Source organism: Shinella sp. HZN7 (genome assembly GCF_001652565.1).
Classification (GTDB): domain Bacteria; phylum Pseudomonadota; class Alphaproteobacteria; order Rhizobiales; family Rhizobiaceae; genus Shinella; species Shinella granuli.
Window position 1 is genome coordinate 1572988 of the sequence record NZ_CP015736.1, and the last position, 14802, is coordinate 1587789.

Annotated in this window: 14 protein-coding genes; 6 read left to right on the forward strand and 8 right to left on the reverse strand. The window is 64.7% G+C overall.

Annotated elements, in window-relative coordinates:
• Positions 1-14 precede the first annotated feature (14 nt).
• Together shn_RS07625 and rplQ are read left to right on the forward strand one after the other, a co-directional pair.
• On the forward strand, positions 15-1025 hold the full coding sequence (locus shn_RS07625) for a DNA-directed RNA polymerase subunit alpha (RefSeq protein WP_064329868.1): 1011 nt from the start codon (positions 15-17) through the stop codon (positions 1023-1025).
• 44 nt (positions 1026-1069) lie between these two features.
• Entirely contained in the window at positions 1070-1495 is a 426-nt protein-coding gene (rplQ, locus tag shn_RS07630; protein WP_023517174.1) for a 50S ribosomal protein L17, read from the forward strand.
• 187 nt (positions 1496-1682) lie between these two features.
• Here rplQ and msrQ read toward each other — a convergent pair whose 3' ends face one another.
• On the reverse strand, positions 1683-2318 hold the full coding sequence (gene msrQ, locus shn_RS07635) for a protein-methionine-sulfoxide reductase heme-binding subunit MsrQ (protein WP_064329869.1): 636 nt from the start codon (positions 2316-2318) through the stop codon (positions 1683-1685).
• The gene (gene msrP, locus shn_RS07640; RefSeq protein WP_064329870.1) at positions 2318-3259 is read right to left on the reverse strand and encodes a protein-methionine-sulfoxide reductase catalytic subunit MsrP; all 942 of its coding nucleotides are present in this window, start codon (positions 3257-3259) and stop codon (positions 2318-2320) included. The genes msrQ and msrP overlap by 1 nt, the downstream gene beginning before the upstream one ends.
• A gap of 194 nt (positions 3260-3453) precedes the next feature.
• Between msrP and shn_RS07645 the strand changes: the two genes are divergently transcribed.
• Positions 3454-4857, forward strand: coding sequence for a DegQ family serine endoprotease (locus shn_RS07645; RefSeq protein WP_064329871.1), 1404 nt, complete (start codon positions 3454-3456; stop codon positions 4855-4857).
• Positions 4854-6161, forward strand: coding sequence for a replication-associated recombination protein A (locus shn_RS07650; RefSeq protein ID WP_064329872.1), 1308 nt, complete (start codon positions 4854-4856; stop codon positions 6159-6161). The genes shn_RS07645 and shn_RS07650 overlap by 4 nt, the downstream gene beginning before the upstream one ends.
• Before the next feature lie 15 nt (positions 6162-6176).
• On the opposite strand, the gene shn_RS07655 is transcribed toward shn_RS07650, so the two are convergent.
• A complete protein-coding gene (locus tag shn_RS07655; RefSeq protein WP_064329873.1) occupies positions 6177-6494 on the reverse strand; it encodes a DUF1883 domain-containing protein in 318 nt (105 codons plus the stop codon).
• 266 nt (positions 6495-6760) lie between these two features.
• On the opposite strand from shn_RS07655, the gene shn_RS07660 reads away from it, so the two are divergent.
• Positions 6761-7705, forward strand: a complete 945-nt coding sequence (locus tag shn_RS07660; RefSeq protein WP_064329874.1) for an alpha/beta fold hydrolase — start codon at positions 6761-6763, stop codon at positions 7703-7705.
• Positions 7706-7816: 111 nt separating this feature from the next.
• On the opposite strand, the gene shn_RS36350 is transcribed toward shn_RS07660, so the two are convergent.
• The 4 genes from shn_RS36350 to shn_RS07670 all read right to left on the reverse strand — a co-directional run bounded on the left by shn_RS36350 (position 7817) and on the right by shn_RS07670 (position 10005).
• Positions 7817-7993: a hypothetical protein gene (locus shn_RS36350; RefSeq protein ID WP_162852978.1), complete on the reverse strand. Its 177-nt coding sequence runs from the start codon at positions 7991-7993 to the stop codon at positions 7817-7819.
• A 98-nt stretch (positions 7994-8091) separates the two neighbouring features.
• The gene (locus shn_RS07665; protein ID WP_064329875.1) at positions 8092-8730 is read right to left on the reverse strand and encodes an alpha/beta family hydrolase; all 639 of its coding nucleotides are present in this window, start codon (positions 8728-8730) and stop codon (positions 8092-8094) included.
• Between the two features lie 47 nt (positions 8731-8777).
• Positions 8778-8948, reverse strand: a complete 171-nt coding sequence (locus shn_RS36355; protein ID WP_162852979.1) for a hypothetical protein — start codon at positions 8946-8948, stop codon at positions 8778-8780.
• Between the two features lie 64 nt (positions 8949-9012).
• Positions 9013-10005: an endonuclease/exonuclease/phosphatase family protein gene (locus tag shn_RS07670; protein WP_168168896.1), complete on the reverse strand. Its 993-nt coding sequence runs from the start codon at positions 10003-10005 to the stop codon at positions 9013-9015.
• A 257-nt stretch (positions 10006-10262) separates the two neighbouring features.
• On the opposite strand from shn_RS07670, the gene shn_RS07675 reads away from it, so the two are divergent.
• Positions 10263-10721 (forward strand): hypothetical protein, encoded by a 459-nt coding sequence (locus shn_RS07675; RefSeq protein ID WP_064329877.1) that lies wholly within the window; start codon positions 10263-10265, stop codon positions 10719-10721.
• A 62-nt stretch (positions 10722-10783) separates the two neighbouring features.
• On the opposite strand, the gene shn_RS07680 is transcribed toward shn_RS07675, so the two are convergent.
• Positions 10784-14602 (reverse strand): vitamin B12-dependent ribonucleotide reductase, encoded by a 3819-nt coding sequence (locus tag shn_RS07680; RefSeq protein WP_064329878.1) that lies wholly within the window; start codon positions 14600-14602, stop codon positions 10784-10786.
• Positions 14603-14802 lie beyond the last annotated feature (200 nt).

Here is a 14802-nt window from a genome sequence, read left to right on the forward strand (position 1 = left end):
GGAAGGCAAAACATATGATCCAGAAAAACTGGCAGGAACTGATCAAGCCGAACAAGGTCGAGTTCACCTCCTCCGGCCGCACCAAGGCAAGCCTTGTTGCCGAGCCGCTGGAGCGTGGCTTCGGCCTGACCCTCGGCAACGCGCTGCGTCGCGTTCTCCTGTCGTCGCTGCGCGGTGCGGCTGTCACCGCCGTGCAGATCGACGGCGTGCTGCACGAGTTCTCGTCCATCCCGGGCGTCCGGGAAGACGTGACCGACATCGTGCTCAACATCAAGGAAATCGCCATCAAGATGGATGGCGACGACTCGAAGCGCATGGTCGTGCGCAAGCAGGGCCCGGGCGTCGTGACGGCTGGTGACATCCAGACGGTCGGCGACATCGAGATCCTGAACCCCAACCATGTCATCTGCACCCTCGACGAGGGCGCGGAAATCCGCATGGAGTTCACGGTCAACAACGGCAAGGGCTATGTCCCGGCCGACCGTAACCGTTCCGAAGACGCGCCGATCGGCCTCATCCCGGTCGACAGCCTGTATTCGCCGGTCAAGAAAGTGTCCTACAAGGTGGAAAACACCCGTGAAGGCCAGGTTCTCGACTACGACAAGCTGACGATGACCATCGAGACCGACGGTTCCGTCACGGGCGAAGATGCGATCGCGTTCGCGGCCCGCATTCTCCAGGACCAGCTCTCGGTCTTCGTCAATTTCGACGAGCCGCAGAAGGAAGCCGAGGAAGAATCGGTCACCGAACTGGCGTTCAACCCGGCGCTCCTCAAGAAGGTCGACGAACTGGAACTTTCCGTCCGTTCGGCGAACTGCCTGAAGAACGACAACATCGTCTATATCGGCGATCTCATTCAGAAGACCGAAGCCGAAATGCTTCGCACTCCGAATTTTGGTCGCAAGTCGCTGAACGAAATCAAGGAAGTTCTCGCTTCCATGGGCCTGCACCTCGGCATGGAAGTGCCGGCCTGGCCGCCCGAGAACATCGAAGATCTCGCCAAGCGCTACGAAGACCAATATTAACCATCAAACGGCAGGCAATAGCCTGCATGTGAAGGAGAACCGAGATGCGCCACCAGAATTCCGGTCGCAAACTCAACCGTACCGCCAGCCACCGCAAGGCGATGTTCGCCAACATGGCTGCTTCGCTCATCCAGCATGAGCAGATCGTCACCACCCTGCCGAAGGCGAAGGAAATTCGCCCGATCGTCGAAAAGCTCGTCACCCTCGGCAAGCGCGGCGACCTGCACGCTCGCCGCCAGGCGATCTCGCAGATCCGCGACGTTGCCGTCGTTTCGAAGCTGTTCGACGCGATCGCCACGCGCTACGCCAGCCGCAACGGTGGCTACCTGCGCATCATGAAGGCCGGCTACCGCCACGGCGACAACGCCCCGCTCGCCGTCATCGAGTTCGTTGACCGCGACGTCGATGCCAAGGGCGCAGCCGACAAGGCCCGCGTTGCTGCTGAAGCAGACGCCGCCGAAGCCGCCTGATCTTTCGGGATGCAGAATTGAGAAAGGCCGGGAGAGCGATCTCCCGGCCTTTTCGTTGTGGGCGTTTGGAAGTCCCTCATCCCCCTGCCGGGACCTTCTCCCCGCAGGCGGGGAGAAGGAGGAAGACGGCGCGCCCATCGTTCCTCGCCCCTTTACGGGGAGAGGATGCCGGCAGGCAGGTGAGGGGCTATGCCCGATTGAACTGCGGCCTGCCGTCGCCCCCGCGTCTCCAGCGGTTGAAGCGTGGCCGTATCGGACGCCAAAGGAGCAGGAGGATGACGAGGCCGATATAGCTCCACGGCTCCGGCCCGACGACCTTCACCGACATGGCGAAATGCAGCGCGCCGGCGGCGGCGATGACATAGACGAGCCGGTGCAGCTTCACCCAGCGCGGCCCGAGCCGGCGGATCGACCAGGCATTGGAGGTCAGCGCCAGCGGGATGAGCAGCACGAAGCCGGCCATGCCGATGGTGATGAAGGGCCGTTTGGCGATGTCGGCGAGGATTGCCGGAAAATTCAGGTACTGGTCGAGCAGCATGTAGGTCAGGAAATGCATCAGCACGTACCAGAAGGCGAGAAGCCCGAGCGCCCGGCGGTAGCGGATCCAGTTGATGCCCAAAAGATCGCGGATCGGCGTGATGGCGAGCGTGGCGACGAGGAAGCGCAGCGCCCAGAGGCCGAGCAGGTGCTCGAATTCCTTGACCGGATTGCCGGGCAGGCGGCCCGTCGCGCCGAGCCAGAAACCCCAGGCCGCCGGCACGAGGCCGACGGCGTAGAGCAGCCAGATAGAGGCGGCATGGTATTTGCGGGGCAGGGTGAGCATCAGTAGTTCGCCCTGAGGTCCATGCCGCTATAGAGGCCGGCGACGTCTTCCGCATAGCCGTTGAAGGGCAAAGTCGGCCGGCGGTTGGCGCCGAAGAAGCCGCCTTCGCCGATGCGGTTCTCGCTCGCCTGGCTCCAGCGCGGATGGTCGACCTCCGGATTCACATTGGCGTAGAAGCCGTATTCGCCGGGCGCGGCGAGATTCCAGGTGGAGGGCGGCTGCCTGTCGGTGAGCGTGATCCTGACGATCGACTTGATGCCCTTGAAGCCGTATTTCCATGGAACGACGAGGCGGATCGGCGCGCCGTTCTGGTTCGGCAGCGTCTTGCCGTAGACGCCGACGGACAGGATCGTCAGCGGATGGCGCGCCTCGTCGAGCCTGAGGCCCTCGACATAGGGCCAGGACAACGACTGGAAATAGCCGGACTGGCCGGGCATTTCCTCCGGCCTGACGATGGTTTCGAAGGCGACATATCTTGCGTCGCCCAACGGCTCCACCTTGTCGAGCAGGCTGGCGAGCGGAAAGCCGACCCAGGGGATGACCATCGACCAGGCCTCCACGCAGCGCATGCGGTAGACCCGCTCCTCCAGCGGCAGGGCCATCAGCTCTTCCAGGCCGAATTCCTTCGGCTTGCCGACGAGCCCGTCGACCTTCACCGTCCAGGGTGTCGGCCGGAACTTTTCCGAATTGGCGATCGGGTCGCCCTTGCCCATGCCGAATTCATAGAAATTGTTGTAGCTGGTCACGTCCTTTTCAGGCGTCAGCGCCTCGTCCACCGCGTAGGTCGATTTCGCCGCCTTCAGGGCTTCCGCGAAAGCGGGCGCCCCCGATGCCAGGAGCGCACCGCCCGCCGCTGCCGCCAGAAACGAGCGGCGCCCAAGGAAACAGTGTTCCGGCGTGATCTGCGAAGCGGGGATGCGGGGCGGGCGGTAGAGAGACATGGCGGGCTCGATCTGTTCGGTTGCTTTGCCTGACACCTACGTAAACGCGGCCCTTGTCGTTTCAACGGCAGCGAAAGATTTGTGGCGACCACATTTTCGTGCGCGCCGCGTGAGATCGCCGCGATCTCTGCGGTTTGCCTTTTTTCCTGCGAGATCCTATCTGATCGTGACGCAGAAACGAAGGAGACTCGTCCATGCCGAACGTCCGCATCCTGCTTGCCGCCCCGCTTGCCGTTGCTCTCGCCCTTGCGGCGCCCGCAATGGCCGAGGAGCGCACCGTGCCGCAATCGCGCACGGAAATGCAGCTCTCCTTCGCGCCGCTGGTCAAGCAGGTCGAGAGCGCCGTGGTCAACGTCTATGCCGAGCGCGTCGTCGAGCGCCGCTCGATCTTCGACGGCGATCCCTTCTTCGAGGAATTCTTCGGCCAGCGCATGCCGAACCGCAGCGAGAAGCAGTCCTCGCTCGGTTCGGGCGTCATCGTCGGCGCAAAGGGCATCGTGGTGACGAACAACCATGTCATCGAGGGTGCGAGCGACATCAAGGTCGCGCTGGCGGATGGCCGCGAATATGAAAGCACCGTGGTGCTGAAGGACGAGCGCGTCGACCTTGCCGTCCTGAAGATCAAGGCGGATGCGGATTTCACCGCATTGCCGCTCGGCGACAGCGATGCCGTGCAGGTCGGCGATCTCGTGCTGGCCATCGGCAATCCGTTCGGCGTCGGCCAGACGGTGACGAGTGGCATCGTCTCGGCGCTGGCGCGCAACCAGGTCCGTTCCGGCGATTTCGGCTTCTTCATCCAGACGGACGCGTCGATCAATCCCGGCAATTCCGGCGGCGGCCTCATCAACATGAACGGCGAACTGATCGGCATCAACACGGCGATCTTCTCGCGCGGCGGCGGCTCGAACGGCGTCGGCTTCGCCATTCCGGCCAATCTCGTGAAGACCTTCGTCGCCAGCGCCGAAAACGGCAGCGCCACCTTCGACCGCCCGTTCATCGGTGCCACCTTCGATGCGGTGACCTCGGAGGTCGCCGAGGCGCTCGGCCTGAACCGTGCCCGCGGCGCGCTGATCTCGCAGGTGCAGGCCGGCAGTCCGGCGGAAAAGGCCGGCATGAAGCCCGGGCAGGTGGTCACCGCCGTCAACGGCGTTCCGGTCGAGCATCCCGACGCGCTCGGCTATCGCCTCACGACGGTCGGCATCGGCGGCACGGCACGTGTCACGGTCGTCGCCAACGGCAAGGAGGAGGACCTGACGCTCTCCCTCGACCGTGCGCCCGAGACGACGCCGCGCGACGAGCGGCTGATCGACGGCCGCAACCCCTTCTCCGGCGCGGTCGTCGCCAATCTCTCGCCGCGCGTGGCAGAGGAACTGCGCATGCCGGCCAGCCGGACCACGGCCGGCGTCGTCGTCACCGAGGTCAATCGCGGCTCGCCGGCCGCGCGCATCGGCCTGCGGCCGCGCGACATCATCATCGCGCTCAACGGCACGGAGGTCGCCTCGACCGAAAGCCTCGCCTCGCTCGTCAACGAGGACCCGTCCATCTGGCGCGTCGAGATCGAGCGCGACGGCCAGCGCATCCGCCAGTTCTTCCGATGAGCGACCTCTTCGCCCCGCGTGAACCGGAGGAGATGGCGGCAAAGCGGCCCCTGGCCGATCGCCTGCGCCCCCGCACGCTGGGCGAGGTGTCGGGCCAGGAGCACCTGACGGGTCCCGACGGCGTGCTCTCGCGCATGATCGAGGCGGGCTCGCTCGGCTCGATGATTTTCTGGGGCCCGCCCGGCACGGGCAAGACGACGGTGGCGCGCCTCCTGTCCGGCGAAACGGGGCTTGCCTTCGAGCAGATCTCGGCGATCTTCTCCGGCGTCGCCGATCTCAAGAAGGTGTTCGAGGCCGCGCGCCAGCGCCGCATGGGCGGTCGGCAGACCCTGCTCTTCGTCGACGAGATCCATCGCTTCAACCGCGCCCAGCAGGACAGTTTCCTGCCGGTCATGGAGGACGGCACGATCGTGCTGGTCGGCGCGACGACGGAGAACCCGTCCTTCGAGCTCAATGCCGCGCTACTCTCCCGCGCCCGCGTGCTGACTTTCAAGCCGCATGACGAACAGAGCCTTGAGGAGCTTCTGAAACGCGCCGAGGCGATCGAGGAAAAACCGCTGCCGCTCGACGAAGAGGCGCGCGCCTCGCTGCTGCGCATGGCCGATGGGGACGGGCGGGCGGTGCTGACGCTTGCCGAGGAGGTCTGGCGCGCCGCCCGCGCCGGCGAGACCTTCGGGCAGGACGATCTCTTCCGCATCGTCCAGCGCCGGGCGCCCGTCTACGACAAGTCGCAGGACGGCCACTACAATCTCATCTCCGCGCTGCACAAATCCGTGCGCGGCTCCGATCCCGATGCGGCGCTCTACTATCTCACCCGCATGCTGGATGCCGGCGAGGACCCGCTGTTCCTGTGCCGTCGCATGGTGCGCATGGCGGTGGAGGATATCGGGCTTGCCGATCCGCAGGCGCTCGTCGTCTGCAATGCCGCCAAGGATGCCTATGATTTCCTCGGCTCGCCGGAGGGGGAACTGGCGCTGGCGCAGGCCTGCGTCTATCTCGCCACCGCGCCGAAATCGAACGCCGTCTACACCGCCTACAAATCCGCGATGCGCGCGGCGAAGGAAAACGGCTCGCTGCTGCCGCCGAAGCACATCCTCAATGCGCCGACGAAGCTGATGAAGGGCGAAGGCTATGGCGATGGCTATCGCTACGACCACGACATGCCGGACGCCTTTTCCGGGCAGGATTATTTCCCGGAGAAGATGGGGCGGAAAACCTTCTACGATCCGCCCGAGCGCGGCTTCGAGCGGGAGCTGAGGAAGCGGCTGGAATGGTGGGCGAAGCTGCGCCGGGAACGCGGCTGAGGCCCGCCGCGGCCGTCAGGAGGCGGCGCTGAAGCGCTGCACGGGCTTGTGCGGGGCGAGCGGCACGACCTTGATCGACGATTCGGCCTTGCCAGGATGCCCCTCCATGTCGACCACCACATGCCAGTGGCCGTTTTCCGGGATCTTCAGCCGGATCGGCGATTGCTTGGCGACGCCGCCGAGGAACTTGTGCTGGCGGGCATTCTTGAAGAGATCGAAATTGCCATGGCTCATCAGCCGCACATTGGCGATGGCCGAGAGCGTGATCTCGATCACCGTACCGGCGCGCTGCATGTCGAGGTCGTAATGCGTGTAGGAGAAGCTGTGTGCCATGGTCTGCCCGGATATATCTGGTTTTGCGCTAATATTCGCACGCCCGGGTTAATGTTCCCTTCCGCGGAGGCAGGGCGTGGCGACCGGAAATAGAACAGCCTTTTCAATCTGTTGTCGCAGGAAGCGGATTCGATCCGGCAAGGACTTGAATCCTCTTTACAGGCGTCTGCCGAAAATTTTGCGCGCCCTGTCGGAGTGACGTCCCCGGCCGCGTCCTTGGAGCATGAAGCCGGCAGCGCCGCCGGCCGGAACCCGAGGAGACAGACATGCCGAAGATGACCATCATCACCCTTCTGACCGCCGCCCTTGCCGCCTTCGCCCCGCTTTCGGCGCAGGCGGAGGATGTGACCGAGAACCCGTTGCAGGGCGAGGCCGGCAGGCCGGACAAGGCGGGGCACCTGACGGTGAACGGCATCGACTACTATTACGAGATCCGCGGCAAGGGCGAACCGCTGCTGCTGCTGCATGGCGGCCTCGGCCAGATCGAGATGTTCGGCGCCAACCTCAAGACGCTGCAGGACAACCGCCAAGTGATCGGCGTCGACCTGCAGGGCCATGGCCGCACGCCGCTCGGCACGCGTCCGATCGACATTGCCGCCATCGGCGCCGATATGGCCGAGCTCGTGGAGGAACTGGGCTACGACAAGGTCGACGTGCTCGGCTATTCCTTCGGCGGCGGCGTGGCGCTGCACATGGCCGCCGGCGCGCCGGACAAGGTGCGCCGCCTCGTCATCGCCTCGGCGCCCTTCGCCAGGAACGGCTTCTTCCCGGAAATGCTGCCGCAGCAGGAGGCGGTCTCCGGCGCGATGGCCGAGATGATGAAGGAAACGCCGATGTACAAGTCCTATGCCGCCGTCGCGCCTGATGTCTCCGAGTTCCCGAAGCTGCTCGACGCCATGGGCGCGGCGATGCGCGTCGACTACGACGCCTCCGATGCGGTGGCAAAGCTCGCCATGCCCGTCATGCTGATCTTCGGCGACAGCGACATGATCCGCCCGGAGCATATCGTCGAATTCTACCAGAAGCTCGGCGGCGGGTTGAGGGATGCCGGCTGGATGCGGGAGAACATGGTGAAGAACCGCCTCGCCATCCTGCCGGGCCTCACCCATTATGAGACCTTTGCGGCCCCGGCGCTTGTCGGCACGGCCCTGCCGTTCCTCAATGGCGAAACCGGCGCGCAAAGCTGGGCCGGGCAGGTGAGCGGCGAATAACCGGAAAGGAGAAGCCCGGATGCACTCCCATGCATCCGGGCTTCCGCGCGTCCGTGAGGCCGTCTGCGAGCGGCGGCCACACATCGATCGACCCCAGATCGGGGGCGCCGGCTAGTGGCAGACGCGGACGCGTTTGACGATCAGGTTGCCGTAGTAGTCGTAGCTCTTGATCTTCTTGATGAAGCAGGCGGGCTGGTAGTCGTAGCTGTAATAGCCGGCCTGTGACGGCGCGGCGAAGCCGGCGACGGCGGTGAAGGCGATGGCGGCGGCAAGGATGAGATTGCGCATGTTAAGGTCCCCTCTGGTTCGGTCGGGATGGTTCGTTCCATCCAGTGACCGAACCTTCGCATGGGACGGTTTTGGGCGCTGTTCCGTGTGGAACAGGGTCAGCCGAGATCTGCTGCCCAGGCCTTCACGGTGCGGGCCATGGTCGAAAGGTGATCGGCGGCGGTAAAGCCGGAGACGCTCTTGCGGGGCTTGAGGTCATGGTCACCGTCTTCCAGCCACAGGAAGCGGATGCGCTCCGGCAGCCCATAGCCCGGCACCTCGTCCTTCGTGCCGAAGGGGTCGCGGGTACCCTGGCAGATGAGGATGGGCGTCGTCAGCGTCATCAGGTGGGCCGTACGCAGTTGCGCCGGCTTTTCCGGCGGGTGAAACGGATAGCCGAGGCAGAGGAGGCCGGCGATGCGCCCTTCCGCAAAAAGCCCGTCCGCCACCATGCTGGCGACGCGGCCGCCCATCGACTTGCCGCCGATGACGAGCGGCCCCTTGGCGGCGAGATCCGTGACGGCCGCGCGAAATTCCGGGTTCAGCGTCTCTGCCCGGGGCGGCGGCCGGCGGCTGCCCTCGGTGCGCCGGGCGGCCATGTAGGCGAATTCGAAGCGCGCGACGCGCAAGCCCTCGGCCGCAAGAGCCTCCGCTGCCCCGTTCATTGCCGCCGAATCCATCGGCGCTCCGCTGCCATGGGCAAGAAGCAGGGTGACCGCGGCGTCGTCCCGGCCGGTGAAGAGGAAAGCGCTGCTCATCGCTGCTCAGGTCATTCGCGGTGAGGTCCGGGTCTGCGCGCGACCGCTCACTTGGCGTGATCCTTGACGTCGCCGGGGGCGATCGGGTCGCTGGCCGGAAAGGTCTCTTCCAGCGCCTCTTCCAGATAATCGTCCTGCTCGGCTTCGGCCGACTTGTGCTTCTGCCGGGCGCGTTCCTCCTCGAGCGACGCTTTGGGACTGTCCTTTTCCGTCGGCATGATCGTCTCCCTCAAAATGGTTTCACCCTTCTAAGATAGGGTATTTTCGCGCCCGGGCGAGGGGTCAGTTTTCCGGCAGCGCGAGCTCGACGATGACGGGCAGGTGGTTCGAGCCGAAATTCGGGCCGACGCGGTGTGCCCGCACAGAAATATCCGGCGAGACGGCGACATGGTCGATCGAGGCGCCGATATAGCCGATCGTATCGAACCTCGGGCTGAAGCGCGTGACCGGCTGCAGCCAGCCGCCCGCGGTGGAGGCAAGGCCTGCCTGCTTGAGGAAGGTGCGGAAGAAGGGCGACCAGGTCGGCGTGTTCCAGTCGCCTGCGGCGATGACCGGCGCCGTCTCGAGATCGCCACGCACCGCATCGGCGGCGGCCGAAAGATAGGCATTGCGGTCGCGCCACTGCCACGGCCGGCGCGGCGTTTCGGGGTGGAAGGCATAGAGGAAGAGCGGCTTGCCGCGCATGTCCAGCTCCAGCCGCAGCGGCTGCTTGTAGGCGCGTTCCTCGATGAAGGCGCGCTTCAGCGCGGTCTCCGAGCGGATCGGCAGGGCGGAGAAGACCTTGATGGCATCCCGCGCGAGCGTATCGCGGCTGCTTTCGTAGGCATAGAGGTCGGCGGCGGCGAGCGCCTGCTCCCAGCGCGCGGTCGTCTCCTCCAGAATGACGATATCGGGTTTTTCCCTGCGCAGCAGCGCGATGAAGGCGGCCGGATCCTGCACATTCTGTCCGAAGAGATTGGCGGTCAGCACCTTCAGGCCGCTGGTGGCGGCAGAGGTCCGGGCGGTCGGCACGTCAGCCGCCGGTATCAGGGCGATGGCAAGGCCGACGCCGGCAATCACGATCGCCTTCAGGCGCCGCGTCACCAGGGCCGCGACGACGAGCAGGCTGCCCGCGGCGATGACATAGGGCCAGGCGAAGGTGAGCAGGTCGACGAGCCAGAACCGGTCGGCGGCAAGCACGACGATGCTGACGGAAAAGAGGTAGGCAATGACGCCCGGCAGGACGAGGGCGCGGTAGGCAAGGGCAATCGGCCCGCGGCGCGGCGCTATCGGCATCGACTGTTCCTTCTGCATCACGGGACGGCAGGTCGATTCCCGTAACGGGAGGCTTGCATGTACCCCGCCCTTTCCGACACCGCAATGACATCATGCTTCAGCCCGCAGGTTCGCGGGAGAGATCGCGCCATCGCGGCAGCCTTGAAATGATTTTTCCCTCTCTCGTCCGTTTCGGTTTCAAGTTTGGCATGGCTTTCCAAGCAGTCGCTTGCGCGAAAACAATCGCGGTCATAGGTCTGCGGCGAAAAGGAGGGACCATGAACATCATCGAGACGCCGGATATGTGGGTATTGTGCCTGAAACGCCGCCTCCGCATTCCCGAGATCCGGCAGGCGGCGACGGAACTTGCACCGATCATCGAGAAGGCGATCGGCGACCACGGCCTCACCGTCGCCGGCCCCTGGACCTTCCTAGCCCATGGCCTTCCGAAGGACGGCAGGACGCCATTCGACTGGCAGATCTGCCGCCCGGTGGAGAGGCCGGAAGAATACGCAGGCGCGGTGGAGCTGCGCCATCTCGAACCCACCATCGTCGCCTCGCGGGTCCATCAAGGATCCCTGCGCACGCTCTTCACCCAGGGTTATGCACCGCTGGTCGCGGAGATCGAACTGTCGCGGCACGTCTTCTCCGGCGAAAGCCGGGAGGTCTATCACGGCTGGAACGGGTCGGGCGCCACCTGCCACAGGATCGAGATCCAGTTCGAACTTGCCCGCTGAATGAAAAAACCCGGGGATCATTCCCCGGGGTTCTGCTTTATCCTGTTGCCGAAGAGCTGGGATCAGCTGCAGCCGCTCGTCGAGCCGCAGGTGTCGCACTTCTCGCAGGTGCCGTTGCGCACCATCGTGAAGTTCTGGCACTCGGAGCACATGTTGCCGGTGTAGCCCTGGGCGATGGAGCGCATGCGGCGCTCGTTCTCCAGCTTCTTGGCGTCGGCCTTGGCGCTGGCGGCTTGGGCGGCGGCCTTGTCGGAGAAGAGGGCGGTGATGCTCTCGGTTGCTTCCTCGGCCGTTTCGTCCGCGATCTCCTCGGCAAGTTCGGCCGCGCGCTCCTCGTAGTCGCGCTTGAAGGCAACGATCTCGGAGGAGGAGATCGCCGTCACCGGCTCGATCTTGCGGGCCGCGCTGCCGGCGAACGAGGTGATGTTGCTGACGGACGAGGCCTTGGCCGGGGCGGCGGTGGCGGCGCCCTTGGGTTCTGCCAGCGGGCGATCGCCGCCCTGGCCGCCCTGGATGAGCGTCGGCTTGTGGCCGCGCGTCCAGCCGGTCGAGATCAGGTTCGTCTTGCCTTCCTGGATGCCCTTGCCGAGCGCCGTGTTGGAGAAGTCGGACGTATCGACATGGGCAAGGTCGTGGCGGCCGAGATAGGAGACGGCAAGCTCGCGGAAGACATAGTCGAGGATCGACGTCGCGTTCTTGATCGCGTCGTTGCCCACGACGATGCCGGCCGGCTCGAACTTGGTGAAGGTGAAGGCCTCCACATATTCCTCCAGCGGCACGCCGTACTGCAAGCCGAGCGAGATGGCGATGGCGAAGTTGTTCATCATCGCGCGGAAGGCGGCGCCTTCCTTGTGCATGTCGATGAAGATCTCGCCGAGGCGGCCGTCGCCGAATTCGCCGGTGCGCAGATACACCTTGTGCCCGCCGATGACGGCCTTCTGGGTGTAGCCCTGGCGGCGGTTCGGCAGCTTCTCACGCTCGCGCACCACGCGCTCGATGATCTTCTCGACGATCTTTTCCGTGACCGCCACGGCCTGGGCGGCGGCCGGGCTTGCGACCAGCGTCTCGACGGCGTCGTCCTCGTCCTCCGCGTCCTCGATCAGCGAGGCGTTGAGCGGCTGGGACAGCTTCGAGCCGTCGCGGTAGAGGGCGTTCGCCTTCAGCGCGAGCTTCCAGGAGAGCATGTAGGCGTTCTTGCAATCCTCGACGGTCGCCTCGTTCGGCATGTTGATCGTCTTGGAGATGGCGCCCGAGATGAACGGCTGGGCGGCCGCCATCATGCGGATGTGGCTTTCGACCGAAAGGTAGCGCTTGCCGATCTTGCCGCAGGGATTGGCGCAATCGAAGACCGGCAGGTGTTCCGCCTTGAGGAAGGGGGCGCCTTCCAGCGTCATCGCGCCGCAGACATGGATATTGGCAGCCTCGATCTCCTTCTTGGAGAAACCGATATGCTCCAGCAGGTTGAAGGACATGTCGGCGAGCTGTTCGTCCGAGACCTTCAGCACGTCCTTCAGGAAGTCGGCGCCGAGCGTCCACTGGTTGAAGGCGAACTTGATGTCGAAGGCGGACTTCAGGCCGGCATTGACGGCCTCGATCTTGTCTTCCGGAAAACCCTTGGCCTTCAGCGAGCCGGGGTTGACGGCGGGTGCCTGGTTGAAATTGCCATGGCCGACGGCATAGGCCTCGATCTCGGCGATCTGGCTTTCCGAATAGCCGAGCGTGCGCAGGGCTTCCGGAACGGCGCGGTTGATGATCTTGAAGTAGCCGCCGCCGGCGAGCTTCTTGAACTTCACCAGCGCGAAGTCGGGCTCGATGCCGGTGGTGTCGCAGTCCATGACGAGGCCGATCGTGCCGGTCGGCGCGATCACGGTCGTCTGGGCATTGCGGTAGCCGTGCTTCTCGCCGAGTTCGACGGCCTTGTCCCAGGCGGCGACGGCATGGGCGACAAGCGCCTCATCCGAGCAATCGGCATGGACGAGGGCGACCGGGTTCACCGAAAGGGCCTCGTAGCCGGCGGTCTCGCCATAGGCGGCGCGGCGGTGGTTGCGCATGACGCGCAGCATGTTGTCGCGGTTCGGCGCGAAATTCGGGAAGGGGCCGAGTTCGCTGGCCATCTCGGCCGAGGTCGCATAGGCGACACCGGTCATGATGGCGGTCAGGCTACCTGCGATGGCGCGGCCTTCGGCCGAGTCATACGGAATGCCCGAGGACATCAGCAGGCCGCCGATATTGGCATAGCCGAGGCCGAGCGTGCGGTATTCGTAGGAGAGCTCGGCGATCTGGCGCGACGGGAACTGGGCCATCATCACCGAGATTTCGAGCACGATGGTCCAGAGACGGACGGCGTGTTCGTAGTCGGCGATGTTGATCTTCTTCGTCGCCGCATCCTTGAACTGCAGGAGGTTCAGCGAGGCGAGGTTGCAGGCCGTGTCGTCGAGGAACATATATTCCGAGCACGGGTTCGACGCGCGGATCGGGCCGGCGGCCGGGCAGGTGTGCCAGTCGTTCATCGTCGTGTTGAAGTGCAGGCCCGGATCGGCCGAAGCCCAGGCGGCGTAGGAGATCGATTCCCACAGGTCCCGCGCCTTCAGCGTCTTCATGACCTTGCCGTCCTTGCGGGCGGTGAGGTGCCAGTCGCCGTCATTTTCGACGGCGCGCAGGAAGTCGTCCTTCAGCGAGACGGAATTGTTCGAGTTCTGGCCGGAGACGGTGAGATAGGCTTCCGAATCCCAGTCCGTGTCGTAGGTCTTGAACTCGATGTCCTTGTAGCCCTGCTTGGCGAACTGGATGACGCGCTTGATGTAGTTTTCCGGAACCTGGTCCTTCTTGGCGGCACGGATCTCGCGCTTGAGGGCCGGGTTCTCGGCGGGATCGAAGCAGGCGTCGTTGTCGGCCGAGCAATTCACGCAGGCCTTCATGATGGCCTTGAGGTGCTTGGCAACGATCTTCGAGCCGGTGACGAGGGCCGCCACCTTCTGCTCTTCCTTGACCTTCCAGTTGATGTAGTCCTCGATATCGGGATGGTCGATGTCGACCACGACCATCTTGGCCGCGCGGCGCGTCGTGCCGCCCGACTTGATGGCACCGGCCGCGCGGTCGCCGATCTTCAGGAAGCTCATCAGGCCGGAGGAACGGCCGCCGCCCGAAAGCCTTTCGCCTTCGCCGCGCAGGTGCGAGAAGTTGGAGCCGGTGCCGGAGCCGTATTTGAAGAGGCGGGCTTCACGCACCCACAGGTCCATGATGCCGTTCTCGTTGACGAGGTCGTCCTCGACGGACTGGATGAAGCAGGCGTGCGGCTGGGGATGCTCGTAGGCGGACTTGGACTTGGTAAGCTTGCCGGTGAAGGGGTCGACATAGAAATGGCCCTGGCCGGGGCCGTCGATGCCGTAGGCCCAGTGCAGGCCCGTGTTGAACCACTGCGGCGAGTTCGGGGCGACGCGCTGCGTGGCGAGCATATAGGCGAGTTCGTCCTTGAAGGCGGCAGCGTCTTCCTCGGAAGCGAAATACTTGCCCTTCCAGCCCCAGTAGGTCCAGGTGCCGGCGAGGCGGTCGAAGACCTGGCGGGCGTCGGTTTCCGAGCCGTAGCGCTCACCCTCGGGGAGCGCCTTCAGGGCTTCGGTGTCCGGCACGGAGCGCCACAGGAAGGAGGGGACGTCGTTCTCCTCGACCTTCTTCAGGCGTGCCGGCACGCCGGCCTTGCGGAAATATTTCTGCGCGAGGATGTCGGCGGCGACCTGGGAGAACTGGGCCGGCACGTCGATATCCGCAAGGCGGAAGACGATGGAGCCGTCCGGGTTCTTGATCTCGCTCACGGCCTTGCGGAATTCGATTTCCGCATAGGCCGACTGGCCGGGTTTGGTGAAACGACGTTCTATGCGCATTGTCCGTTGTCCTTCGCTGCCGCATCCTGCCTCAAAAACAGGGCGCAATTTATCCCCGTCCGGCCGCAATAGCTTGCAGCCAGCCCAAATCGTCCAGTCCGTGCGGGAAAGCCGATCGATCTCGACTTCCTGTATCTTGTGCTGAGTATGGCTGCAAATACTAAATATAGTATCAACAGCTTCTTTTTTCCAGCCCAATC